The sequence below is a fragment of the Confluentibacter citreus genome (assembly GCF_002807055.1).
Classification (GTDB): Bacteria; Bacteroidota; Bacteroidia; order Flavobacteriales; family Flavobacteriaceae; genus Confluentibacter; species Confluentibacter citreus.
The window spans coordinates 619,935-645,200 of sequence record NZ_NIXN01000001.1 but is presented as its reverse complement, the minus strand read 5'-3'; the positions used below and the strand labels follow the sequence as shown (position 1 = coordinate 645,200).

General features: G+C 35.0%; 25 protein-coding genes. 7 read left to right on the top strand and 18 right to left on the bottom strand.

The window, feature by feature from the left end; all coding sequences use genetic code 11:
* Positions 1-18: 18 nt before the first annotated feature.
* The 6 genes from hemB to CDH49_RS02760 all read left to right on the top strand — a co-directional run bounded on the left by hemB (position 19) and on the right by CDH49_RS02760 (position 6,321).
* The gene (hemB, locus tag CDH49_RS02785) at positions 19-1,011 is read left to right on the top strand and encodes a porphobilinogen synthase (protein ID WP_100613770.1); all 993 of its coding nucleotides are present in this window, start codon (positions 19-21) and stop codon (positions 1,009-1,011) included.
* Positions 1,012-1,122: 111 nt separating this feature from the next.
* Positions 1,123-2,241 carry a CNNM domain-containing protein gene (locus CDH49_RS02780; RefSeq protein ID WP_100613769.1) on the top strand — a complete coding sequence of 373 codons (1,119 nt, stop codon included), beginning with the start codon at positions 1,123-1,125 and terminating at the stop codon, positions 2,239-2,241.
* A gap of 3 nt (positions 2,242-2,244) precedes the next feature.
* Complete coding sequence (locus CDH49_RS02775) at positions 2,245-2,718, top strand: methylated-DNA--[protein]-cysteine S-methyltransferase (RefSeq protein ID WP_100613768.1); 474 nt, start codon at positions 2,245-2,247, stop codon at positions 2,716-2,718.
* A 68-nt stretch (positions 2,719-2,786) separates the two neighbouring features.
* Positions 2,787-3,935 (top strand): serine hydrolase domain-containing protein, encoded by a 1,149-nt coding sequence (locus CDH49_RS02770; protein ID WP_100613767.1) that lies wholly within the window; start codon positions 2,787-2,789, stop codon positions 3,933-3,935.
* The gene (locus CDH49_RS02765; RefSeq protein WP_100613766.1) at positions 3,928-4,641 is read left to right on the top strand and encodes a 3'-5' exonuclease; all 714 of its coding nucleotides are present in this window, start codon (positions 3,928-3,930) and stop codon (positions 4,639-4,641) included. The genes CDH49_RS02770 and CDH49_RS02765 overlap by 8 nt, the downstream gene beginning before the upstream one ends.
* Complete coding sequence (locus tag CDH49_RS02760) at positions 4,642-6,321, top strand: ABC transporter ATP-binding protein (RefSeq protein ID WP_100613765.1); 1,680 nt, start codon at positions 4,642-4,644, stop codon at positions 6,319-6,321. It abuts the gene before it with no gap.
* Here CDH49_RS02760 and CDH49_RS15865 read toward each other — a convergent pair.
* The 12 genes from CDH49_RS15865 to CDH49_RS02705 form a co-directional block, all read right to left on the bottom strand.
* The gene (locus CDH49_RS15865; protein ID WP_262496593.1) at positions 6,316-6,444 is read right to left on the bottom strand and encodes a hypothetical protein; all 129 of its coding nucleotides are present in this window, start codon (positions 6,442-6,444) and stop codon (positions 6,316-6,318) included. The two genes, CDH49_RS02760 and CDH49_RS15865, sit on opposite strands and share 6 nt — an antisense overlap.
* 165 nt (positions 6,445-6,609) lie before the next feature.
* Entirely contained in the window at positions 6,610-7,263 is a 654-nt protein-coding gene (locus CDH49_RS02755) for a CoA transferase subunit B (RefSeq protein WP_100613764.1), read from the bottom strand.
* A 39-nt stretch (positions 7,264-7,302) separates the two neighbouring features.
* Entirely contained in the window at positions 7,303-7,656 is a 354-nt protein-coding gene (locus CDH49_RS02750; RefSeq protein WP_100613763.1) for a four helix bundle protein, read from the bottom strand.
* Positions 7,657-7,683: 27 nt separating this feature from the next.
* Positions 7,684-8,385 carry a CoA transferase subunit A gene (locus CDH49_RS02745; protein ID WP_100613762.1) on the bottom strand — a complete coding sequence of 234 codons (702 nt, stop codon included), beginning with the start codon at positions 8,383-8,385 and terminating at the stop codon, positions 7,684-7,686.
* Between the two features lie 90 nt (positions 8,386-8,475).
* Positions 8,476-8,943 carry a V-type ATP synthase subunit K gene (locus CDH49_RS02740; protein WP_100613761.1) on the bottom strand — a complete coding sequence of 156 codons (468 nt, stop codon included), beginning with the start codon at positions 8,941-8,943 and terminating at the stop codon, positions 8,476-8,478.
* 32 nt (positions 8,944-8,975) lie between these two features.
* A complete protein-coding gene (locus tag CDH49_RS02735) occupies positions 8,976-10,802 on the bottom strand; it encodes a V-type ATP synthase subunit I (RefSeq protein ID WP_100613760.1) in 1,827 nt (608 codons plus the stop codon).
* 8 nt (positions 10,803-10,810) lie between these two features.
* Positions 10,811-11,422 (bottom strand): V-type ATP synthase subunit D, encoded by a 612-nt coding sequence (locus CDH49_RS02730; protein ID WP_100613759.1) that lies wholly within the window; start codon positions 11,420-11,422, stop codon positions 10,811-10,813.
* Positions 11,415-11,990 (bottom strand): hypothetical protein, encoded by a 576-nt coding sequence (locus tag CDH49_RS02725; RefSeq protein WP_100613758.1) that lies wholly within the window; start codon positions 11,988-11,990, stop codon positions 11,415-11,417. Before CDH49_RS02725 ends, CDH49_RS02730 begins: the two co-directional genes overlap by 8 nt.
* Before the next feature lie 3 nt (positions 11,991-11,993).
* Positions 11,994-12,587, bottom strand: coding sequence for a hypothetical protein (locus CDH49_RS02720; protein WP_100613757.1), 594 nt, complete (start codon positions 12,585-12,587; stop codon positions 11,994-11,996).
* A complete protein-coding gene (locus tag CDH49_RS02715; RefSeq protein WP_100613756.1) occupies positions 12,580-13,911 on the bottom strand; it encodes a V-type ATP synthase subunit B in 1,332 nt (443 codons plus the stop codon). The genes CDH49_RS02720 and CDH49_RS02715 overlap by 8 nt, the downstream gene beginning before the upstream one ends.
* Positions 13,892-15,643: a V-type ATP synthase subunit A gene (locus CDH49_RS02710; RefSeq protein ID WP_100613755.1), complete on the bottom strand. Its 1,752-nt coding sequence runs from the start codon at positions 15,641-15,643 to the stop codon at positions 13,892-13,894. The genes CDH49_RS02715 and CDH49_RS02710 overlap by 20 nt, the downstream gene beginning before the upstream one ends.
* A gap of 7 nt (positions 15,644-15,650) precedes the next feature.
* Positions 15,651-16,793 carry a universal stress protein gene (locus tag CDH49_RS02705; RefSeq protein ID WP_100613754.1) on the bottom strand — a complete coding sequence of 381 codons (1,143 nt, stop codon included), beginning with the start codon at positions 16,791-16,793 and terminating at the stop codon, positions 15,651-15,653.
* Between the two features lie 281 nt (positions 16,794-17,074).
* Here CDH49_RS02705 and CDH49_RS02700 point away from each other — a divergent pair, with 281 nt between their 5' ends.
* Positions 17,075-17,878 carry a universal stress protein gene (locus tag CDH49_RS02700; protein ID WP_100613753.1) on the top strand — a complete coding sequence of 268 codons (804 nt, stop codon included), beginning with the start codon at positions 17,075-17,077 and terminating at the stop codon, positions 17,876-17,878.
* 282 nt (positions 17,879-18,160) lie between these two features.
* Here CDH49_RS02700 and CDH49_RS02695 read toward each other — a convergent pair whose 3' ends face one another.
* From CDH49_RS02695 to trhO, 6 genes are all read right to left on the bottom strand, one after another.
* Positions 18,161-20,491, bottom strand: a complete 2,331-nt coding sequence (locus tag CDH49_RS02695) for a penicillin-binding protein 1A (RefSeq protein ID WP_100613752.1) — start codon at positions 20,489-20,491, stop codon at positions 18,161-18,163.
* Positions 20,492-20,618: 127 nt separating this feature from the next.
* Positions 20,619-21,113 carry a gliding motility lipoprotein GldH gene (locus CDH49_RS02690; protein ID WP_100613751.1) on the bottom strand — a complete coding sequence of 165 codons (495 nt, stop codon included), beginning with the start codon at positions 21,111-21,113 and terminating at the stop codon, positions 20,619-20,621.
* Entirely contained in the window at positions 21,100-22,335 is a 1,236-nt protein-coding gene (locus tag CDH49_RS02685) for a PSP1 domain-containing protein (RefSeq protein ID WP_100613750.1), read from the bottom strand. The genes CDH49_RS02690 and CDH49_RS02685 overlap by 14 nt, the downstream gene beginning before the upstream one ends.
* Positions 22,336-22,493: 158 nt before the next feature.
* Positions 22,494-22,724 carry a ferredoxin gene (locus CDH49_RS02680; RefSeq protein ID WP_100613749.1) on the bottom strand — a complete coding sequence of 77 codons (231 nt, stop codon included), beginning with the start codon at positions 22,722-22,724 and terminating at the stop codon, positions 22,494-22,496.
* Complete coding sequence (locus CDH49_RS02675; RefSeq protein WP_100613748.1) at positions 22,724-23,968, bottom strand: peptidase U32 family protein; 1,245 nt, start codon at positions 23,966-23,968, stop codon at positions 22,724-22,726. Before CDH49_RS02675 ends, CDH49_RS02680 begins: the two co-directional genes overlap by 1 nt.
* A 7-nt stretch (positions 23,969-23,975) precedes the next feature.
* Complete coding sequence (gene trhO, locus CDH49_RS02670) at positions 23,976-25,049, bottom strand: oxygen-dependent tRNA uridine(34) hydroxylase TrhO (RefSeq protein ID WP_100613747.1); 1,074 nt, start codon at positions 25,047-25,049, stop codon at positions 23,976-23,978.
* Positions 25,050-25,266 lie beyond the last annotated feature (217 nt).

Sequence of the window (25,266 nt, the reverse complement as noted above, 5' to 3'; positions counted from 1 at the left end):
CAAATAAACATTTTCAAAATGTATCCACTTAGAAGAAATAGACGACTTAGAACTAACGAAGCCATTCGCTCTTTAGTTCGTGAAACCATAATCTCTCCAAACGATTTTTTAGTACCACTTTTTGTAGTAGAAGGTAAAGGCATTAAAGATGAAATCGCTTCTATGCCCAATTATTTTCGTTTTAGTTTGGATTTGTTGGAAAATGAAGTGAGGGAACTTTGGAAACTGGGTTTAAAATCGGTATTGCTATTTGTGAAAGTACCAGATAATTTAAAAGACAATAAAGGTACAGAAGCTTTAAACCCCAACGGATTGATGCAACGTGCCATTAAAACCGTAAAAAATGCTTGTCCGGATATGTTGGTCATGACCGATGTGGCATTAGACCCATATTCGTCTTATGGGCATGATGGCATTATAGAAAACGGTATTATTGTTAATGATAGAACAGCTGATGTTTTGGCTGAAATGAGCGTATCCCACGCCAAAGCTGGTGCTAATTTTGTTGCCCCTAGCGATATGATGGACGGTCGTATACTAACTATCCGAGAAGCTTTGGAAGAAGGAGGTTTTACAGATACTGGTATCATGAGTTATTCGGCTAAATACGCTTCTGCTTTTTATGGCCCTTTTCGGGATGCGTTAGATTCTGCTCCAGTTGATATGATAAATATCCCTAAGGATAAAAAAACCTATCAAATGGATTATGCCAATCGCTTTGAAGCTATTCGCGAAACCGAAATGGATATTGATGAAGGTGCCGATATCGTAATGGTAAAACCTGGACTTTGTTATCTAGACATTGTTAGAGATATAAAAAATGTTGTCAATGTGCCAGTAGCTGTTTATCAAGTTTCTGGTGAATATGCGATGTTAAAAGCCGCTGCCGAAAAAGGCTGGGTAGACCACGATGCCGTTATGCTAGAACAAGTCACAGCCATAAAAAGGGCGGGAGCCGATATCATCGCCTCCTACTTAGCTAAAGATGTAGTTAAACTTTTAAACAAATAAGTATTAGGCTATTAATTGAAACTATATCTTGTTATCCTGAGCGAAGTCGAAGGATTGCTAAAGATATTGTAAAATTAATTTCATAGCTTTAACAAAAAAAATTAAATAGTTATGGGACTACTTATAGTCTATGCGTTAATCGCTATCATTTTCTCTTTTTGGTGCTCCATTATAGAAGCTGTATTTCTAAGTTTGACACCCACCTACCTCAATATCAATAAAAAAGAAGGCAAATCATTTGCTGTAATCTTAGCAAATTATAAAAAAGATGTGGACAGACCACTGATTGCCATTTTAACCTTTAATACCATAGCTCATACGGTTGGTGCTATTCTAGTGGGTGTACAAGCAAAAACAGCCTATGCCGAAATCTATGGAAATGAAAAAACGATGTTTTTAGGCTTTCCATTTACAGAAGATTTGATGGTTGGTGTGGTTTCCTCTGTTATGACGATTTTTATTTTAGTAGCTTCTGAAATAATCCCTAAAACCATTGGTGCAACCTATTGGCGACAATTGGGCAACTTCACGGCCGTGAGTTTAAACCTCTTAATATTCCCATTAAAGTGGACAGGAATTTTGTGGCTCCTGCAATTAACAACCAAACTTATTGGCGGTAAAGGGCATCATAGTGTTATGAGTCGTGACGGGTTTTATGCTATGACACAAATTGCTGAAGAAGAAGGTCTTTTCGAAGCTTCTGAAAGTACGGTAATCAAAAACTTACTGACCTTTAAAAATATACAGGCAAAAGATGTTATGACGCCTCGTACCGTTATGAAAACGGTCAATGAAGAAATGACTGTTGAAGAATTTTTTAAAGAGAACCAACATATTCGTTTTTCGCGTATTCCCGTATTTCAAGATGAAACGGATAACATTACCGGATTGGTACTAAAAGATGATATTTTCAGGGAAATGGCAAATGATAACAACGGTAAAAAATTGGTTGATATCAAGCGAAATATTATCATTGTTAATCGTTCACTCGCGATTCCAAAATTGCTAGACCAATTAGTAAACAGTAAAAATCATATGGCATTGGTCGTTGATGAATATGGATCTGTTAACGGTATTGTTACTATGGAAGATGTGATTGAGACCTTACTTGGCTTTGAGATTATGGACGAAAGTGATAACATAGCCGACTTGCAACATATGGCAAGAAAAAGTTGGGAGACCAGAGCAAAACGTTTGGGTATTATTGATGAAAAAGACCAAATCGAGTAAAAAATGGATGAATGCATCATCATATCGCCTTTAGGTTATACTAAAATTACGGGTGATGTAAAAGGCATTTCCTCTGTAATAGTTTTAGATTCCGAAGAAAAAGTATCTGACATTATTCCGTTGTTCCTTGAAGATTGTGCGTTTCAATTACAAGAATATTTTCAAGGAATACGAAAAAAATTCGACCTCAAATTAAATCCTGAAGGCACCAATTTCCAAAAGCAAGTTTGGAAACTGCTAGAGCAAATTCCTTACGGAAAAACAGTTTCTTATCTAGATTTAGCAAAGCAAGTAGGCGATATAAAAGCGATTCGAGCGGTTGCAAACGCCAATGCCAAAAACCCATTATGGATTATTGTTCCTTGCCACCGCGTGATTGGTTCAGATGGTAGTTTAACAGGTTATGCGGGTGGACTTCATCGTAAAGAATGGTTGTTAAATCATGAAAGTCCCTTTAAACAACAATCTTTATTTTAACTTCGCATTTTTAAATTATCATGAAGTTCATCATAAATTAGTATATTTATTTCTACTAAATATCTTACATGAAATTCTTAAAAAAATGCCTTAAATGGATTCTTATTAGCATCGTACTCATTGTTGCTTTACTGTATATTACTGGTTATGGTTATATTATAAGAGGGGCTCGTATCGTTTATTTTACTGGACACACAACCGCTTTTATTGATGATTACCCCTATTTTGATAACGACACTATAAAAAAAGGAAATACCCCAAATCCATGGCCACTTCACAAAAATTACAATTCGGTAAGAGAGACCGAAAAACTTTCTAAAGTCAATACAGATTGGGGAACCGTGGCGTATGTAATCATAAAAAACGATAGTGTTTGGTTCGAGAATTATTATGATGGTTTTAATGATAAATCGAAAACCAATTCATTTTCAATGGCAAAAAGTATAACCACTTCTCTTTTGGGAAAAGCCATTATGGAAGGGCATATAAAAAGTTTAGATCAGCCAATTAGTGATTTCTATCCAGAATATAATGATACAAAAACAACTGTGGGCGATTTGGCATCCATGGCTTCTGGGCTAAATTGGGTAGAAAATTATACAGGGCCTTTTTCAGTAACTGCTCGAGCCAATTATGCGTCCGATTTAGAAAAAACCATTTTAAACCAAAAAATTGTAAAAACACCTGGAAAATCATTTGAATATTTAAGTGGTAATACCCAATTACTGGGCATGATTATTCAAAAAGCAACAGGTAAAAAACTTGCTAACTATCTTTCAGAGAGTTTTTGGCAACCATTAGGCGCTACTGAAAATGCGCTTTGGGAATTGGATGATGACGAAAACCGCTTGGCTAAAGCCTTTTGTTGCATTTCCAGCAACGCCAAGGATTTTGCCCGTTTTGGAAAATTATATAAAGATTACGGGAAATGGAACGGCAATCAAGTGTTGGATTCTGCGTTTGTTGTAAAATCCGTTACCCCAAGATTTAAGGAAAGTCCACAATACGGTTACGGTTGGTGGATGAAAGATGTTGGAGATAAGCATTTTTTTATGATGCGTGGGCATTTAGGACAATACGTCATTGTAGAGCCTAATGACAATGTGATTATTGTGCGTTTGGGACACAAAAAATCACCCGATGCAGGCGTTGGCCAATTTTCCGATGATATTACGGTTTATATAGAAGAAGCCTATAAAATGATGAATAATGATTAACAAACTTAACCTTGAAAACATCCTTTTTCTGGACATAGAAACCGTTCCAGAAGTGCAACAGTTCTCTGATTTGGATGAAACCAAACAACATCTTTGGGACTTAAAATCGAAATACCAAAGAAAAGAAGACGAAAGTGCTGAGGACTTTTATGAACGTGCTGGCATTTGGGCTGAGTTTGGCAAAATCGTTTGTATCTCCGTTGGTTATTTTAAGCTTCAAGGAGATACTAGACAGTTTAGGGTTACGTCTTTTTTCGGAGATGAAATCAAGATTTTAAAGGATTTTAAAAACTTGCTCATTACTCATTTTAGTGAAACTAAACATGTACTTTGCGCACATAACGGTAAGGAGTTTGATTTTCCATACATCGCTCGTCGCATGATTATCCACAATATAGAATTACCCCATAAACTAAACCTTTTTGGCAAAAAACCATGGGAAGTACCGCATCTAGATACTTTGGAATTATGGAAGTTTGGTGATTATAAAAACTATACGTCTTTAAAGCTTTTAACGCATATTTTAGGCATTCCATCACCTAAAGATGATATTGATGGCAGCGAAGTATACAGGGTGTATTATGAAGAAAACAATATAGATAGAATCATTTTATATTGTGAAAAAGATACTATTGCTGTAGCTCAAATATTTTTACGTTTGCGTGGTGATTCCATATTAATTGACGATGATATTATTCATATTTAAATGAAGAAAAAGAGCATATTAACTGTTGAAAACCTTTCCATTTCATTTGGTAAAAACGACGTGATTCATCATATGTCGTACAACTTATTTGAAAACGAAATATTAGGTATTGTTGGAGAATCTGGTTCGGGAAAATCAGTTTCTTCTTTAGCTATTTTAGGGCTGCTTCCTAAGAAAATCAGCAAAATAACTTCCGGTAGTATTATGTATGAGGATAATGATTTAACAACCTTATCTTCCAAGGCATTTCAAACCATTCGAGGTAAAAAAATAGCCATGATTTTTCAAGAACCCATGAGTTCTTTGAATCCATCCATGACCTGCGGAAAACAGGTTCAGGAAATCTTGTTACAACATGAAAACCTATCAAAATTACAAGCTAAAACAGAAACTTTATCCCTTTTCGAACAGGTAAAGTTACCCGACCCAAATCGTGTTTATGAGGCGTATCCACATGAAATTTCGGGCGGACAAAAACAACGTGTCATGATTGCCATGGCGATTGCTTGCAAACCTGATATTTTAATTGCAGATGAACCAACCACCGCACTCGATGTTACCGTTCAAAAAAATATAATCGAATTATTAAAAGAGTTGCAGGCTAAAACTAAAATGAGTATCATTTTTATTACGCATGATTTAGCGCTTATTTCTGAAATTGCCAACCGGGTTTTAGTGATGTACAAAGGAGAAATTGTCGAACAAGGAACTGTTTCAGATATTTTTAAAACACCTCAACATACATATACAAAAGCACTGATTAATTCTCGTCCTTCATTAAAAACAAGATTAAAAGTACTCCCAACTATACAAGATTATTTGAATAATTCGGTTTCTAAAGAAATTATAACTTCAGAGGAACGTAAACTAAATCATGAAACATTATACAGTAAACCACCTCTATTGGAAGTCATCAATGTTGAAAAAGAATATATTTCAAAATCGGGATGGTTTACAAAACCAAAATCCTTTAAAGCGGTTGATAGTGTTAGCTTTAAATTGTTTGAAGGCGAAACTTTAGGCCTTGTGGGTGAATCTGGCTGTGGAAAATCAACCTTAGGCAACGCCATTCTTCAATTGGACAAAGCTACTGCTGGACGAATCTTATATAAGGGTATTGATATTACAAAACTTTCTAAAACCGATACCAGAAACCTTAGAAAAGACATTCAAATTATTTTTCAAGATCCTTATTCTTCTTTAAACCCCAGAATTCCTGTGGGAGAAGCTATTATGGAACCTATGAAAGTGCATAAACTTTACGGCTCTGATACAGAGCGAAAGGAAAAAGTGATTGATATTTTGAATCGGGTTGGTTTATCTGAAGATTATTATAACCGTTATCCTCATGAGTTTTCAGGGGGTCAACGCCAACGTATTGGTATTGCCAGAACTATTGCGCTTCAACCAAAATTAATTGTTTGCGATGAGTCCGTTTCTGCGTTGGACATCTCGGTTCAAGCCCAAGTTTTAAACTTGTTGAACGAATTAAAGGCCACTTTTGGTTTCACTTATATTTTTATTTCACATGACCTAGCCGTGGTGAAATACATGTCCGATCAATTATTGGTGATGAATCAAGGACACATCGAGGAATTAGATGATGCTGATATTATTTACAATCATCCAAAAAAAGAATACACCAAAAAACTTATTCATGCTATTCCCAAAGGATTATAGCATGAATATTTTTTTTGTAATGTAAAGTAAGCTTTTAACAAAACGCAAATTCTCTCTTAATGTTTCTTTGAATTTGCTGTCTTCATTTGTAGGTAGTTCAGGTAGATTAGCTGCGTAATTCATAAGTACTAAGTTTAAGGTAGATTTGGGGAAATCTATGGTTAATTTTGGTTTCTTAAGGGTTGCTAATATGTAACATTATTTTTAAATAACAGTTTAAAAACAAAAAAAATCGATGAAATTTATTTTTTGTTAGATATTTCGTCGGTTTAAGATGATTTTTTGTAGTTAAAAGGTGATTTCAGGAATAAGGCCTTCAATAATTAGTGTCCCTTCGGTAGCATTTTTTATTTCCTCAATAGTAACTCCGGGAGCTCTTTCCAGAAGTTTAAAGCCTTTCTCTGTTATTTCAAGTACTGCAAGATTAGTTACTATTTTTTTAATACAACCTATGCCTGTTAAAGGTAACGTACATCGCTTAAGCAGTTTGGATTCGCCTTCTTTATTGGTGTGCATCATGGCAACGATGATATTTTCTGCACTAGCAACTAAATCCATGGCCCCTCCCATACCTTTAACCATTTTCCCTGGTATTTTCCAGTTGGCTATATCACCATTTTCGGCGACTTCCATTGCCCCTAAAATGGTTAAATCGACATGTTTTCCACGTATCATAGAAAAACTTAAAGCAGAGTCAAAAAAACTGGCCCCTGGTAAGGTTGTTATGGTTTGTTTCCCAGCGTTAATAACATCGGCATCCTCTTCTCCTTCAAAAGGAAACGGGCCCATACCTAACACGCCATTTTCACTCTGAAATTCAACAGCTATGCCTTCGGGAACATAATTGGCAACCAAAGTAGGAATCCCTATACCCAAATTTACATAGTAACCGTCTTTAAGTTCTTTTGCTAATCGTTTTGCAATTCCTATTTTATCTAACATACCCTAATTTATTAATGTGTTGATTTGAAAATTAGTCAATTATACTTTTTTGCTAGATGAAATAATTTTAGATATAATTAAAATGACAGATTTTAAATTCTTTAATAATTTTTCATCAGGATTTGGATAATGTTCAGATGATTGACAAAGTTTCAACCAATATTCTAATTCATCTGCTTCTTTTGGCGAAACTTTAAATTTATGAATAAAGTCTCTTTTGCTTTCAGCATTTTGAGCCTCTCTAATATTAGCACCAATAAAGGTTCCGCTTCTAAAAATTTGAGAAGCCATTTCAAACCTATTATTGGCTCTTATTTTTTCTGAAAAAGAAACTACATCAAGTGCTAATTCAAATGTCAATCTCACAATTAAATTATCTGAATCGTTCCTCATTTTCAAATTATATAATTATTAAATTGATTAATCTTTTTGTCTAACAGTCCGTTGTTCTATCCGTTTTTCATAATGTTTACCTTGAAAAATACGTTGAACAAAAATGCCAGGAATATGGATTTGGTTAGGGTCTAGCGTTCCAAGTGGCACTAATTCCTCAACCTCGGCAACCGTTATCTTAGCAGCACCACACATAACGGGATTAAAATTTCTAGCGGTTCCTTTAAAAATTAAATTGCCTGCTGCATCGCCTTTCCATGCTTTTATAAAAGCAAAATCTGCTTTAAAAGCATGTTCTAAAACATACATTTTTCCATTAAACTCTCTGGTTTCTTTACCTTCAGCTACTTCGGTACCATAACCAGCAGGCGTATAAAATGCAGGAAAACCAGCTTGCGCCGCTCTACAGCGCTCGGCTAGAGTCCCTTGCGGTATTAATTCAACATCCAATTCCCCAGAAAGCATTTGGCGTTCAAATTCTTCATTTTCACCAACATAAGAAGAAATCATTTTTTTTATTTGACGTTTTTGAAGTAATAAGCCCAAACCAAAATCGTCAACCCCAGCATTATTGGAAATACAGGTCAAACCCCGAATACCAAGTTTTACAAGTTGGGCAATGGCATTTTCTGGAATACCACTTAGCCCAAAACCACCAAACATTAAAACCATATTGTCCGTTACGCCTTTTAAAGCTTCTTGAACATTTGCAACTTCCTTATTTATCATAAGAATTAATTTATCTTCTTAAAAATACAAAATAAAAAAGCCATTGAAAAAAATGGCTCTCTATTTTATCTAAAAAATATTGATTTAGATTTAGCTTCCCGGTAAACCCGTCATTGTGAAAATCATCACAAATAAAGCGACCGTTTCTACAATACCAATTACCATGATATATTTTGCTGTATCATTCGCTCCCGAGGCGATTGCATCACAGGCTCGGGCACCTGTTTTTCCTTGGAAAATCGCAGAGCCAGCCATGGCAGCTCCAGCAAACAAACCAATTATAATTTGCCATATATACGATTCTGGAGCTAAATTAGCATCCGCTATGGCGTTTTTTAAAATCATCCCATAAATTACCTGAGATAAAGGTGCGCCAACAAAAATGAGCATAGCCGTTGAGGCTTTTTGTCCGTTTGTAATCATTTTTTTCCATGCGCCGATTGCTGCCATACCAGCTATACCCGTTCCTATAGCAGAGCCAATGGAAGCGATACTTAAAGACAAGCCCATGTCGCCTAGACCTTGAACTGTATTTTGAATTAATGCTATTTCTATCATAATAGTGTCATTTATTGTGGTTATTATATTTTTTATTTAATAGTTGTTCTTTCTGGTTTATTTAAATTTTCATCAGAGGTAAGCCTAAAGGGTCGATAAGCCTCTCCCGAAAAGTCAACGCCTAAATGGCTGGCAAATTCCAACATATTTAATCGGATGCCGTGAACCATCACTGCCATGAGCGCCAATGCAATATTTAAAGCATGGCCTAATAAAAGAGCAATGGCTGCCATTATAATCTCTAAAAAGCCCATATTCTCTATTCCGGAAGATAAAACCATCCCGTTAAAACTTGCAGCTACCGCAGCAGTAGCCATACCCACCGCAAAAAGTCTTACATAAGAGACAATATCTGAAAATCCACTTATTAAACTCAATGGCAAATTCGCAACGGATGTTAATATACTTTTAAAAAAGTTTTTGTTTTCGGCTGAAAACAAGGCAACCAAAAGTCCTCCAGCAATAAAAAGCCATTGGCCCCAAAAAGGCATAGGAATACCTAAAACCAATTGTTCTGTGATGAAGAAAAGTCCCCACACTAAGGCTATCCATCCTAATTGACTCAGCCCTTTTATGGAATTTATATATTGTACACCTCTTACACTATGGGCAATACTTAAATGGATGGCACCAATTAGAAAAGATAAGTGCATCATAAACGATACATTGTCTATACCAAAACTAGCAATATTATCTACAATTAAACCTTTAAATATGGGCATTTGAGCAATTTCTGAAGAACCAAAATAAGTACCGCTTAAAACACCCCAAATGATGGTTGAAATACTTAAAACCAATATCAAAATCCGCACCTGTTTTGGCAGTTTTTTTCTAAATATTAAAGTTAGTATCAGGAAAATGAGTCCGTATCCAGCATCTCCAACAAGCATGGCGAAAAACAAGGCAAAAGCCATAAGAAAATAAATAGAAACATCTACTTCTTTATAGCCCGGTAAAATATCTATAAATTTCATTATGGGATTTATAATCTCAATCCATTTTGGATTTTTAATATAAACTGGCACATGTTCTGGTTCTTGAGGTTCTGATATATGGTAACCCCAATTATTCTTGTTAGCTACAATTTTAAAACGTGCTATATCATCTTTTGGAAGGTAACCTTTAAGATATCTACATCTATCTTTAATAGTGCCCATGCGTTCTATAGCTTCTTCCGCAGCTAAGTAATTGCCCAAAGATGATAGATAATCCTTTAAAACGTATTTGTATTTTACATGGCTGTTTAGAAAGACTTCTAGTTCTGCCAGTTGCCGCTCTTTTCTTAAGATTTGTTCTTGTAAACTTTCAAAGGTGTCTTTAGGGATGTCTACTTCTTTAAACTCCAATTGTTCTGATGGATTTAAACTGCAAAGTGCGGTAAGAACTTTATCCTCAAATTCACCAAGAACAAAAATGGGATGTTGTTTTTCTAGGGTTGAAATAAGTTGTTTATCTAGTAAATATAATCTTAGATTTATACTTCTTTCTTTGAGATACTGAATGTGTTTTGTTTTTACATTTTCACCCCAAGTGTAGTACCACTTTATTTGTTGATTAAGGTATTCTAAGCGATTTTTACAACTGACCTCAAAGTCTTTAGCTTTAAGGATTCTTTCAACCATTCGTTTAGGATCATGAATTGAATATAGTCCTGTTTTTTCAAGATTATCTGATTGTTTTTCATGCGACTCTAAATACGAAATAGCGTCCTCTGTATCCTTAATGTTGATTTTATGACGTTCGATAGTAGAATTTGTAGATACTTTAATTTCTTGTATATCCACAACACCCAATTCACCAAGTTGATAAATGGATTCATCTGCTTTTTTTGATGAAGTAAAAAGTAATATTTCTTTCATCCTAACAATCATAAAACTGCTTTTTTATTTTGTTTTTTCTTTTTCACGAGTTTGGCACAACCAATAGCTAAACGCTCTACATCACCAAGATAAATCTCAATTTTTCTAATATTATCTTCTGTTTCAGGAATAAAAACTTCTTTTAATGCATTTTTCATGCGCCTTGCCTCGTCCAACTCTTCTTGAACTAATAGCATATTATGTTGTTCCAACTCTAATATTTTTAAATTGGTCTTTTGATCTTTAATCAGTTCTACAGCGGCATCCACCCAAAAAGGGGTATTAAATGTGTCTATATTTATGTCTTCAAAATCAATATTTTCAAACTCTTCTATAGGCACCCCTGCTACTTCCCTGGATTTGGTAGTCAATGTTTTTACTTTCACCGCATGATTTAAATCTTCAACATCTTCTGCAAACACGCCTACCCAAGGTTTAATGTCTTGATTTGTACTTTCTATAGATGCCTCTAATTTAGAGATACGCTCTGTGATAGACTGAATCAAGACTTTCAACTGTTGCTCTTTCATTTCAAAAACAGGCAGTGCTACATTATATTCCTTGAGCTCTAATTTTAACGCTGCAAGGGTATTTTTATTCATTAAAATCTTCTCAGCCATCGTTCCTCATTTTTATTAAATCTAAGTATTTCTCAAATCCAACTGCTTCATCAAAATTCCACCATCTTTGCATCAACAATAGTTTTATCTTATAAGCTATAAGGGCATCAAAATCCGAAAAATGACCAATAGCCAGGTTTTCTACTTCTTGCCATTGCAAATGCATGATTTGAATTTCTTGTTCTAAAGGATTACCAGGTTCTAACGCTAGTGCGTTCTTTGATGTATTGGTTAGTTCAGAGGATTCTTTTCGAATTTCCCTGAGTGATTTCAATTTGTGTTTTAATGTTGCATAGAAAGTAGAAAAACCAGATAACACACTGTATTTACTATTTTGAAATTCTGATGCATGTATTGTTTTTAATTCTATTTGATTGAAAAGTTTTTCTTTTTCGGGAGACAGGTATTTAGCGGCTTCTTGGTTTAATATGTTTGTGAGTGATGAAGACTCTTCATTTGATGCGTACGCCTTAAAAATAGCAGATACACGATGTCTAGCTTCAACCGAGTTAGTAAACTGCAATTGAGGCAGACTAGACATTAAATACTCAAGATTGCCACTTATCATAAATTACTGTTTAGAGCTTAAAATTTCTTTCCATTGATTACTTAGTTGCGAATTTAAAAGTTCCGTCACCTCCTTAGGCGTAATTTGGTAGCTCCAGCCTTCCTCTTGTTTGGCAATTGCAAAACCCTTAACTAAGGAAGCATTGGTACTGATTTTTGTTACATCTTTTGACTGCTGAAGTTGTTTGTGAATATAAACAGCTACTTCATTTTTTAAAGAATCGGGTAGTTGTACTTCTGTATTTGTACCTATTTGCTCTAAAATTTTTAAAACAGCCGTTTTTACAAGGTCTGGTGTAAACGATGCATCAACTTCTTGCTGTAAGACTTCATTAAATAAATGTTTTATATCGTTATGAAGTATAATAGTTAAGTCTCTGGCGGCCTGTTTTAGGGCATTTTGACCTTTGTTGATCGTAGATTCCGCTTTTTTTTCACCTTCTTCTATCAATGATGCTTTTTTTGCTTCAGCAGATTTAATAATAGCATCTGCCTCCTTTTTAGCATTTTCCAAAATCTCAGCAACTTTTATATCAGCAGCTTCAATAGCTTCTCGCTTTATGGTTTCTATTAAATTTTCTAAGTTCTTATCACTCATTATTGTGAGGTTTTAATATTTTATACTGTCCTTCTTTCGGCCAAAAAGACTCAATGAGTTTTGATGAAAGTCCCACTTCTTCTTTTTTAAAATAGCGAGCTAAAATATCCCAACAAAGATCCAGCGCATCTTCTAATTCTAAATATCTAAAGGGATCCATGAGTTCTTTCTGAAATGTTTTTCGGTAATCTAATAATCTAAAGGAATAATCATCTTTTACAGATCCAAATTTTTGTGCTTTCACTCGCTCTTCTGCTTCTGATAATAGTCGGGCCATAACACTCATAATGCTTCTGTGATCTTCTCTTGTGGTATCATTTACTTGCTGTTTCAAACGGCTTAAAGAACCAAATAATTCCAGATAACCATCTTTCATATAAAATTGACCTTCTGTAATATAACCTGTGTTATCTGGTACAGGATGTGTAATATCGTCCATGGTGGTAACTCCCAAAATGGTTAAACTGCCTGCGCCATCTATGTCTGCGGCCTTTTCATAACGACTTGCAAGCTGGGAATATAAATCACCAGGGTAACCTTGATTCGCGGGGATTTGATCTTGCGCATTGGCGACTTGCCTTAGGTAATCTGACCATTGTGTCATGTCGGACAATAGCACAAAAACATTTTTACCCTGAAGTGCGAATTTCTCCCCAACTGCCAAAGCTAAATCAGGCACCATAAGTCCTTCAACGATAGAGTCTCTGTGCGTATGTACAAACATGATGGTTTTACTTTTACTTCCGGCTTCTTCAATACGTTGTCTGAAATAATGGAATTCGTCATATTTCAAACCTACACCACCAATAATAATTACATCTGCATCAGTTTGTGTAGCGATATTTGCCAAAAGACGATTGTACGGCTCGCCTGCTTTAGCAAATATGGGTATTTTTTGGGAACGAACTAGTGTGTTAAAAACATCTATCATAGGAACCCCTGTACGAATCATTTCCTTGGGAATTAATCGCTTTACAGGGTTTATGGATGGCCCAGCAATCCTCACCATATCCGTTAATAATTCTGGTCCGCCATCAATAGGTTTTCCATTTCCAGAATACACTCTTCCCAACATATCATCAGAAAAACCTACTTGAATAGGCTTTCCTAAAAAACGAATTTTACAATTGGTAGATACACCAAAACCCCCACTAAAAAGCTGAAGGGTTACATCTTCATTATTAATAGCTATAACTTGAGCAAAGGCTTTATCGCCATTTGGATAAATAACTTCGGCTAGTTCCTTGTTGTGAACCCCTTTAGCTTTTATACTAAGTATAGAGCGTCCAATACTATCTATTTTATCATAGGTCTTCTGTAACATGAGCTCTTTGTTTAATCAAGTTTAAAAGTTTTGAATGCTGTTCATCAAAGTTTGCGTCATCTATTTTCATGTAATTCCAATCTAAAAAAGCTTGTCTTACAAAATTAAAATGAGATCTTATCTTGTCTTTTCCTTTTAGATTTAAAGGCGCATCAATAATTTTTAAAATCATGTCGCACATGATTCGCAAACGGTTAGGATTGGAAACACCATCTACCTCATCAAAACTATTTTGCTGAAGAAAAACAGCATCTAACAGCTCTGCTTTCTGATAACGGATATAGGTTTCGTCTGTAATACCTTTTTCGCCCATTAAAAGAATATTAGAGGCTATAGATTTTCCATCACGAAGCAGTTCTAACAAATAAGCTACTTCCTCTTTTTTTAAGAGTGAAGGGTATTTTGAATTACTATCAATTCTGTCTATTGCGGGATATTTACGAGCATCAGATAAGGCTCTGGACAAACCCCAAAAGGCTCCAGTGCTAAGTAATGTGGCTTGAGTTACAGGCTCATCAAAATTTCCACCTGCGGGAGATACAGTACCAATAATGCTTAGCGACCCCGAACTTCCATCCTTCAATATTTCCACACCAGCTCTGTCATAAAAAGCTGAAATTAATGTTGAAATGTACATAGGGAAGGCTTCTGGTCCAGGAATCTCTTCCTTTCTACCAGATGTTTCCCTTAAAGCTTGAGCCCAACGCGATGTTGAATCTGCTAAGATTAGCACATTGAGTCCTTGTTTTCTATAATATTCACCAACGGTTGTTGCTAGGTATACAGACGCTTCCCTTGCAGCCACTGGCATTGAGGATGTATTCCCTACGATGTATGTGCGATCCATAAGGGATTTACCAGTACGTGGATCTAAGAGTTTTGGAAAATCCTTAAAAACCTCTACGGCTTCACCAGCCCTTTCCCCACAAGCGGCTATGATAACAATATCGGCTTGTGAATATTTTGCCAAACTGTGTTGGAGCACAGTCTTACCAGCACCAAATGGCCCAGGATTGCAAGCCGTGCCACCGTAAGCAATAGGAAATAGCGCATCTAAAATGCGTATGCCTGTTGGCATAGGTTTATCGGGAACAGAACGTTGATAAAAAGGCATCGCCATTTTTACAGGCCACTCAAAAGCCATCGTTAGCTCTTGAACGGCTCCTGTCTTATCCTTTATTTTGGCAATGGTCTCATCTATGGTGTAATCACCTTCTGGAGCAATTTCAATTAATTCGAAAACACCTTGAAGAGAAAACGGCACAAAAATCTTATGCTTAAAAATTTTTTCTGGAACAGCACCTAAAACATCGCCCCCAGTAACAAATTCGCCTTTATTTGCAGTTGGTGTAAAATGCCATTTTGTTTTATTATCTAGTGGCTCTACCTCTAAACCTCGCTCAAGAAACCATTCTTTCTTAGCCAATTCATAGAGAGGATTTTGAAGACCATCAGTAACAGAGCCTAAAATTCCTGGGCCTAATTTTACAGTTAAAAGTAACCCAGAAAATTCAACCAAATCACCCGCCTTCATCCAGCTTGTATCTTCAAAAACTTGTAAATACACAAACTGTCCAGCTTTCACATCAATCACTTCAGATTTTAGGCGTTTGCCATCTTCGATAACTATGTAAGCTACTTCACCATTCATCACGGCACCTTGAGTGGTTATTACACCCACGAGCGACTCATTTACACTAACTACTTTTCCTATTGCTTGTTGCTTATCCATCTGTTACTTAGCTTCCCCTTAATTTACGAACTTCATCTTCAATTTTACCATAGGATAGTTTTTCTTTAATATCAAATGCTTGGTTGCGATATAGTTTAGCCTTTTCTGGCTCATTAATACTGTCATAGACTTTTGCTGCTTGAATATATGAAGGTATGTGCATGTTATTAATATTCAAACAAGCTTTAAATTGACCTAATGCTTCATCATAAAAACCATTTTCCAGCAGCTGAACGCCAACTTTGTAATATCCTTCTAGGTCCTTAATGCTTGAGTCTAAACTTAAACTTAAGGCATCTTCAGATTTTAACGTCAGGAACGAGCATGGTACTTCCCTAATTACTTTTTCTGTAACACTCCCTAACATTAAACGGTTTAAGCCCGTTCTGCCAGCAGTGCCCATTACTAAAAGGTCTATTGATTTTTTTGATATTGTATTTAAAATCTCTTCGGCTGCGATACCTTGAGGTATTTCTGGCTCCCAATTCAAACCAGAAAGACTAAACCCTTTTAAGAAACTTTCAAATCTGGCCTTATGTTTTTCACATCTGGCTTTATTTTCCATTTCTGTCACTTCATTTGTAATAAACCAAGAAGCTGTTTGAATTTCGCATACCGACAAAATTGTAAGTTGTGCTTTAAACTTTTTAGCTATAATGATAGCATTTGTTAGTGCGCGTTGAGAGGCTGGGGAAAAATCAATTGGACAAAGTATTTGTCTAATATTCAAAGGTGTTTTTTCCTTAACAACAAAAACTGGTTTTTCACTTTTCTGAATAATACGCTCTGCTGTAGTTCCTAGCTTAAAATTTTGTTTTACAGAGCTTTCACCAGCACCTAAAACCAATAGATTTGAATTAATTTCTACAGCAGCTCTAGCAATAGCATCTATAGCAGAACCATGTTTTAATAAGGGTTCTCCAGTTTTTATGCCGTGCTTTGCTATAGTCTCTATGGTTTCTTTTAATTTTTGTGATGCCGCATCCACAAGTAAATTTTTAGCTTTTTCGTTAACAATATCGTCTGGAAGCACATATATTGGTGTTACTTTAGAATTAAACGTTTTAGCTAAAATAATAGCAGACTCTAAAGTGTTTTTTGAAGACTTACCAAAATCTTCTCCGAGTAAAATATTGTTTAATAATTTCATGTTATTCTAAATTTAAATTTTTACTAAAAGGTTAAATACTTCGAATTTTATATGTGAATTGTTAATATCAACCTCACTAAAATATTAAATTAATTTTGATGAAGGCCTGATATATGTCAGATTTTATTATAAAACTAAAGCTTAGTATTGTTATTATATTTCGTTTTAACTGATAATATGTTTCATAAAAAATAAGGCTATAAATATTCAAGATCTTGTAGAAAAGCCTTTTAATTTTATTTTTTTACGTAATTTTATAAATATTCAAAACCTTACTAACAATGATAAAAGTTCTAGTTCCAGTTGATTTTTCAGAAACCTCAGAGAAGGCTTTAGCCTATGCTTGCCAGATGTTTAACTCTTCACCATTAGAGGTTACAGTATTGCATATTTTTGGCGCTCATTCTACGGCATTAATGATGAAATCTATTGATGGCCTGCTTATAAAGGATGCAAAAGAGAAATTAAAAACGCTATTAGAGAAAATTAAGAAAACGTCTCCACATGTAGAGTTTAAAACACAACTCGTTAAAAGTTATGCTGTGCAAGCCATCGTTAGTTATGGAAACTCAGATGCTTTTGATTTAATTGTAATGGGAACTAATGGTGCAAGTGGTCTTAAAGAGGTTTTTTTGGGAAGTATTGCAGGTGGAGTTATTTCAAAAACTAAAGCCCCTGTTATCGTTGTGCCATCTGATTATAATATAAACCCCCCGCTGGATATCATTTTCGCCTTAAATAACACAAAATTATTAGAAAAAACGAAGCTTAGTGCCTTAAGTTTAATTTCCAAATCTAATAATAGTACTACTACAGCTTTACATGTTGCCATGACTACAAAAGATGAGTTTCATTTGGATGAAATACAGCATGGTGATTTAAATCTAAGAGTTAAAAACATTCAAGGTTCTGGTAATATTAATAATGATATAAATGCTTATTTAACTGAACATAATGCCGATTTACTTTGCCTCATTAGAAGTAAAAAAGACCTTTTAACGCGAATATTTGATGATAGTGTAACACTTAAACAAACCTTTAGTAGCTCCATCCCTATATTAGTTTTACATGAAGAAGAAGCTTAAAATTTAATTTTGTTTTTTAATAATTAAGACCGTTTCAAGCAAATCTTTTATATCCTAATGTATTGGTTTGGATGTTATGCTTGATCCCAAATAGAGTTTAGTGTCATCTATTTGGCTATAAATTTTGTGGTAATTGAGAATAATTCTTGATGAATATACGTCAACCCATATTTAAATCATGAGACTATACTAGACGCCAAAATACCTGAAGGGTCTCAAGGCAAAGTTGGGGAGTAACTATTCGCTAGAATAATTTTAATTAGTTTTTACAGATATGTGTGTTTAAAAACTTAAATCGTCTGGAATATCATCCGAGTCATTTCCCAATGCATTTCCAGAAGAAGTGCCAGAACAATCTACACTTATTGATAAGTTCGCAGGCGCTTCAAAATTACCGGTTGATACATTTAGGTCTTTATCTGCATAACAACTTTTCATATATACGCCCCAAATAGGTAAAGCCATAGCCGCACCTTGACCGTACCTAATACCTCTAAAATGAACTGATCTTTCTTCTCCTCCAACCCAAACACCTGTTACCAAATTAGGTACCATGCCCATAAACCAACCATCACTTTGATTTTGAGTGGTTCCTGTTTTCCCTGCAATGGGGTTTGTAAAGCCATATGGATAGCCTGTAATAACATCTTTAAAAAACTGATCGGGGGCACCTGTTCTTCTTAACCATGCACCCGAACCAGATTCAACAACCCCTTCTAAAAGTTTAACAGTGACATACGCAGCTTCATCACTTAAAACGTCACGTGTTTCTGGTTTAAACTGATACAAAATAGTGCCATTTTTATCCTCAATACTGGTTACCATAACAGGTTTTGTATAAACCCCTTGATTAGCAAATGCTGCATAGGCAGAAACCATTTCATAAATACTTAAATCTGCTGTCCCTAATGCAATGGATGGTACTGCAGGGATATCAGATTCAATACCTAATTTTTTAACCATATCAATAACTGTTTGTGGACCAACTTTATCCATAAGCCTAGCAGTAATGGTATTAACCGAGTTTGCTAAGGCATTTTTTAGGGTTCTTGTACCACCATAGTCTCCAGTAGAATTTTTAGGACACCAATCTTCTACATTGCCATATTTTCCTTTTTCAATGCAGAAAGGCGTATCTGGATATACATCGCATGGTGATGCATGTATTTGGTCTATAGCTGCAGCGTAAACAAAAGGCTTGAAAGTAGAACCAACCTGACGTTTTGCTTGTTTTACCATATCATATTGAAAATGTCTATAATTCATCCCTCCAACCCAAACTTTTACATGTCCTGTTTGCGGATCCATAGACATCATACCAGTACGTAAAAAGGATTTATAATAACGAATGGAATCCAAAGGCCTCATAATGGTATCAATTTCTGAGGGTAACCCGTCTTTCCAAGCAAAAACAGACATTTGTGTTGGTTTATTGAATGATTCCTGTATTTCTTTATCAGATTTATCTAAATCATATTTCATCTTTCTCCATCGCTCGGATTGCTTCATGGCTCGTAAAAGCAACGCATCTATTTCTTCTTTTTTTAGATCTAAAAATGGTGCTGTAGCATTTCTTTCTGGGGTATTCTGTTTAAAAAACTCTGCTTGCAGTCTTGGCATATGCTGTTCTACAGCCGCTTCAGCATATTTTTGCATTCTAGAATCTATGGTCGTGTAGATTTTTAATCCATCATTATACAAACTCCATTTAGAACCATCGGGTCTCGGATTGTTTTTAATCCAATCTCTCATAAATGTATCCAAATAGGCTCTAAAATAGGTTGCCATACCATCTCTGTGCGATTGCGGTGAATAGTTTACATCAAGCTCTGTTTTTTGAAGCGAGTCTTTAACCTTTTCATTTATAAAATCATACTTCTCCATTTGTTTCAATACCACATCTCTCCTGTTTTTAACCCCGACAGGATTCCGCCTTGGATCGTAAAGCGATGAGTTTTGAAACATTCCAACCAACATGGCCGATTCTTTTATACTTAATTCGTTGGGTTCCTTATCAAAATAAATACTGGCAGCACTTCTAATACCATCGGCGTTATTGTTAAAATCGTAAATATTAAAGTATTGCGCAATAATTTCTTCTTTAGTATATTGACGTTCTAATCGAATAGCAAGGACCCATTCTTTTACTTTTTGAGTTACTGTCTCAAATATGTTTGTTGATCTAACCCCAACAAACAATTGTCTGGCTAATTGTTGCGATATGGTACTTGCGCCACCTCTTTTTCCTAAGAAAAGGAAAGCTCTCAAAGTCCCAATAGCATCTATACCAGAATGTTCATGGAAACGAGCATCTTCAGTGGCTATTAAAGCATCTACTAAATTTTGAGATAAATCCTCATAACCAACAGGTGTTCTATTATCTTTGAAATAGATTTTACCTAGTGTTTTTCCGTCCGAAGAAATAATTTCGGTAGCTAAATTGGTTTTTGGATTTTCTAAAACAGTGTGGTCGGGCATTTCACCAAATAATCCCCATGAAGCCAATAAAAAAATTAAAATCACAAGAAGGATGCCTCCCGTGAATGTCCACCAAAACCAACGAATGTATTTTGAAAAATCTTGAGTTTCTGTTGCTTTATTGTTTTTTGCCATGTACTTAATTTATATAATCAATCTACTTGCTGCGCATTTTGATAAAAATTTGTATCGAAAATCAAATTTTTAATTTTATAATAGTTCTCGATACAATTCGCTTTTGGCGAATTACTCGAACTGACATTTATTTTTTATCTGTTCTTTCAATTCTAAAACCAACATCGGTAATCCCTTCCAAATCAACCACACCATTAACTTTTCCATTTTCCCTCATGGCATGTTGGATATTAACCCTATAAGGTCCCGATTCATTAAAAATGATGTTTTCCTTATACCAAAGTTTATTTTCCTTTATATCTGTTAATCCAGTACCCAATAATTTACCGGTTGGATCGGCCATTTTGTATTCTAAGGTATCTTTTATTGTTTTCCCATGAGGAAAAACCATTTCAACAATTAAAAACAAATTGTTGTATTTGTACTCATTCGTATTCCTTAAATTAACAAACAGGTTATACTGGTTTAACGAATCTGGAGGGTTTATTTTAAAACTTATTATCGAATCTTTGTTCCATGTTTTTGGTAATGACTTATACTCATCATAAACACGATTTGGGTCACAAGAGACAAATACAAAAGAAAAAACTAAAACAAATAAAATAATACTATTTCGAAACATTTTTATTGTCTTGAGGTTTGGATTTTTTATTGTGGTTTTTCGGTTTATTATTATTGCCTTGTGGTTTGTTTTCTTGAGTCACACTCTCCCTATTCTTTTTTCTTTTATTGTTTTTACGTTTATTAGTGGGTTTTGGACTATCAAAACGTGTTAAACTATCTTGCCCTACAACGTTTTCAAATTCAGATTTAGTATCTTCTATAAGTTCTGAAGCATATTCTTCCAGGCTAACTACAGGTTGATTCTTTCTATTTAAAGCTATAATCTCATTCGCTTGAACCGTTGTTATTTTATGCCAATTCATCCACTCGCCTTCGTAGGCATACCACATGTGGCCTTTAAAAATATCCGTTTTTTGGCAAACAGCTGTTCCTTTTTCTGTTTTAAGTTTAATTTCTGTTTTAGGAAATCCTTTCAAGGCATCGAGATAGGAATCCAACTCATAATTTAAACAACACTTTAATTTCCCACATTGACCCGCTAATTTTTGCGGATTTAAGGACAATTGTTGATATCTAGCAGCAGAGGTGCTTACCGAACGAAAATCTGTTAGCCACGTAGAACAACATAATTCGCGACCACAAGATCCTATACCACCAAGTCTGGATGCTTCTTGACGAAAACCTACTTGTTTCATTTCTATACGTGTTCTAAATTCGCGAGCGAATACTTTAATAAGCTCACGAAAATCAACACGCTCTTCAGCGGTGTAATAAAACGTTGCTTTACTGGCATCGCCTTGAAATTCAATATCAGAAATTTTCATTTCTAACTTAAGATCTATGGCAAACTGACGTGCTTTTACCTTCATAGGCTCTTCTTTATCACGTGCTTCGGACCAAATATCAATATCTTTTTGACTGGCTTTTCGGTAAATTTTAAAAATTTCTTCAGGGGTTTCCGAAATGTTTTTACGTTTCATTTGAACACGAACCAATTCCCCCGTAAGAGTCACCATGCCAATATCATGACCAGATGCGGCTTGCGTAGCCACAACATCGCCAATGCTTAAGGTTAAATTTTCGGAGTTTTGATAGTATTCCTTTCTTCCGTTTTTAAACCGGACTTCTACCCAGTTAAATGGTTTCTCTCCGTTTGGTAACGACATATTTGCTAACCAATCGAAAACGGTTAACTTGTTACAACTGTCTGTACCACAAGTACCATTATTTTTGCAGCCTTTTGGCTGTCCATCTTTAGTTGAGCAACTTGTGCAAGCCATAGTATTTTTATATATTGAATTCGTTAATAATTAAATTATTACGAATGAAGGTTCATAATTATTTGAAAAGGTAAAGATAAGATTATTATGCTTACTTTAAAATAACAATAAAAGTATCCTCATTTCTTGTAAAAACACATTGAAACATATTAACCTTTTCAAACGGATTTTACACTTATTATTTTTACCGGACAAGCTTTTGATGCGTTATGGGAATCCTCTAAAATATGTTCGTCATTAGATTTTAAAGTGAAAAAACCTTTTTTGTCAATAGCGTGAAGTAAGACGGATTTTCCGTCTTTTTTTGACATTTGAAATTGTTTAGGTGCCAATTCCACACAGTAATTACATCCAATACATTTATTTCGCTGTAATGTGATAACAACCATTAGGCTTCTACTTTGTTTTCAACAATTTTATATAATTTGTCTGATGGTCTTATTCTGAATCCCAATGGGATAGTAACTAAATCGCCTTTCGTGCCTTTACTTAGTTTTTGGTCGTTCACCATCATCTCGTTCACTTGTAGTTCTTTAGCTCCCGTTGTTTCACCGGTAATTAAAATAGTGTCCCCAATAGAAATATCGAACGCTTCAATTTTAAATTCACCTATTTGAGGTTTTGGAAAAAAATGGGTGCCTTTGCCAATGTATACTTTCTTTTGAGTGGCGTGTGAGCCCGAACCATTGCTCCATTCGCCTAATTTCTGTCCTAAATAATAACCATTCCAAAAACCACGATTATATACTTTTTCGAGTTCTTGCATCCAAATAATCACCTGTTCTTTTTTATAGGTTCTATTTTCTAAACTATCAATGGCTTCGCGATAGCATTTAATCACTTTGGCTACATATTCTGGAGCTCTACCACGACCTTCAATTTTTAAAACTTTAATACCTGCGTCGGCAACTTGGTCTAAAATATCAATGGTGCACAAATCTTTTGGAGACATGATATATTCATTATCAATTTCCATTTCAAAGCCCGTTTCCTGTTCAATAACCGTATATTTTTTTCGGCAATTTTGTTTGCAAGCACCTCTGTTTGCTGAAGAATTATATGAGTGCAGGCTCATATAACATTTCCCAGAAACGGCCATACACAAAGCGCCATGACCAAAAATTTCGATTTCAATAAGTTTTCCCGATGGCCCTTTTATTTGTTCTTTTTCAATGCCTTCTGTGATTTTTTTTACTTGTCGTAAACTCAATTCCCTACTCAAAACCATGGTATCAGCAAACAAGGCATAAAACTTAACTGTTTCGATATTAGTAATGTTTATTTGTGTTGAAATATGTACTTCCATACCAATCTCACGAGCCGCCATAATAACCGCCTGATCCATAGCAATAACAGCTGTTATTCCAACTTCTTTTGCTTTGTTGACCAAGGTTTTTACAATGGATAAATCGTGATCGTAAATGATGGTGTTTAATGTTAAATACGTTCTAACATTTTTAGCTTTGCAGCGTTTTGAAATTTCAGGCAAATCTTCTAAAGTGAAATTAATAGAAGCCCTAGCCCGCATATTGAGTTGTTCCACACCAAAATAAACAGAATCGGCACCATTATCTAAAGCGGCTTGCAAGGATTCAAAATTTCCTGCAGGAGCCATTAATTCAATTTTTTGCATGATAGAACTAGGCTTTATTGGTTTTAAAATGCTCGAAAATATTACGCAAATCTTTTTTATAAGGTAGGTGGTCTGTGCGTCCCTTTTTAAAGATATCGTTACTATTACCTTGTCCTTTTCTTAGCTCTTTTTGTGCTTCGTAAGGCAACCTATTTATTTCCATACACGTGGTAGAACAACAATTTTCCATCTCTTCTTTACATTTTGGACACTGGATAAATAGTAAATGGCACGCTTCGTTGGCACAATTGGTATGCACATCGAACGGATCGCCGCATTGGTGGCAATGCGCAATCACATCCTCACTGATGCGCTCTGCCCTACGATCATCAAACACGAAATTTTGTCCTAAATATTTATTTTGAAGATTTTGGTCTTTTACTTGTCTGGCATATTCTATAATACCGCCTTCCAACTGATAGACGTTTTTAAATCCTTTATGCTTAAAATATGCACTTGCTTTTTCGCAACGGATTCCGCCTGTGCAATACATTACTAAGTTTTTGTCTTCTTTATGGTTTTTTAAATCGGCTTCAATAATATCCAACGATTCCCTAAATGTATCAACATCGGGTGTAATGGCGTTTTTAAAATGGCCTATTTCGCTTTCATAATGATTGCGCATATCAACCAAAATGGTTTTTTCATCTTCAATAAGTTCATTGAATTTTTCAGCATTTACATGAATGCCCTTATTGGTAACATCGAAGGTATCGTCGTTTAACCCGTCAGCAACAATCTTGTCTCGAACCTTCACTTTAAGTTTTAAAAAAGATTTGTTGTCCTGTTCAACCGCGATGTTCAAACGAATATCTTTAAGAAATTCAATCGTGTCTAAATGTGCTTTAAACTCATTAAATCTATCGGCAGGAAGCGATAATTGTCCATTAATGCCTTCGTGGGCAACGTAAATTCTACCAAGAACATCTAGCGTATTCCAAGTAATGAACAAATGGTCCCTAAAGAGTTGTGGATTGCCTATTTTGGCATACTGGTAAAAAGAAAGTGTCAATCGATTTTTTCCTGTTTTATCGATTAATTCGGCTCTTTCTTTAGCACTTAATTTATTGTACAGTTGCATGCTATACGAATGTTTTTAAGGTTAAGAAATATTTTAAAGCACAAAAGTACAATTTTTAAAAGGAGTCCAAAATTTATAACATAAAAAAAGCACTTTGCTTTAACAAAGTGCTTTACAAACTAATTAAACTTTTTTTTGACATGCTTCTTTTTCATAAATGGCTCATTTCATAGCAAAAATTTCCCCACTTTAAATAGTAGATGCAAAATGTTCATAA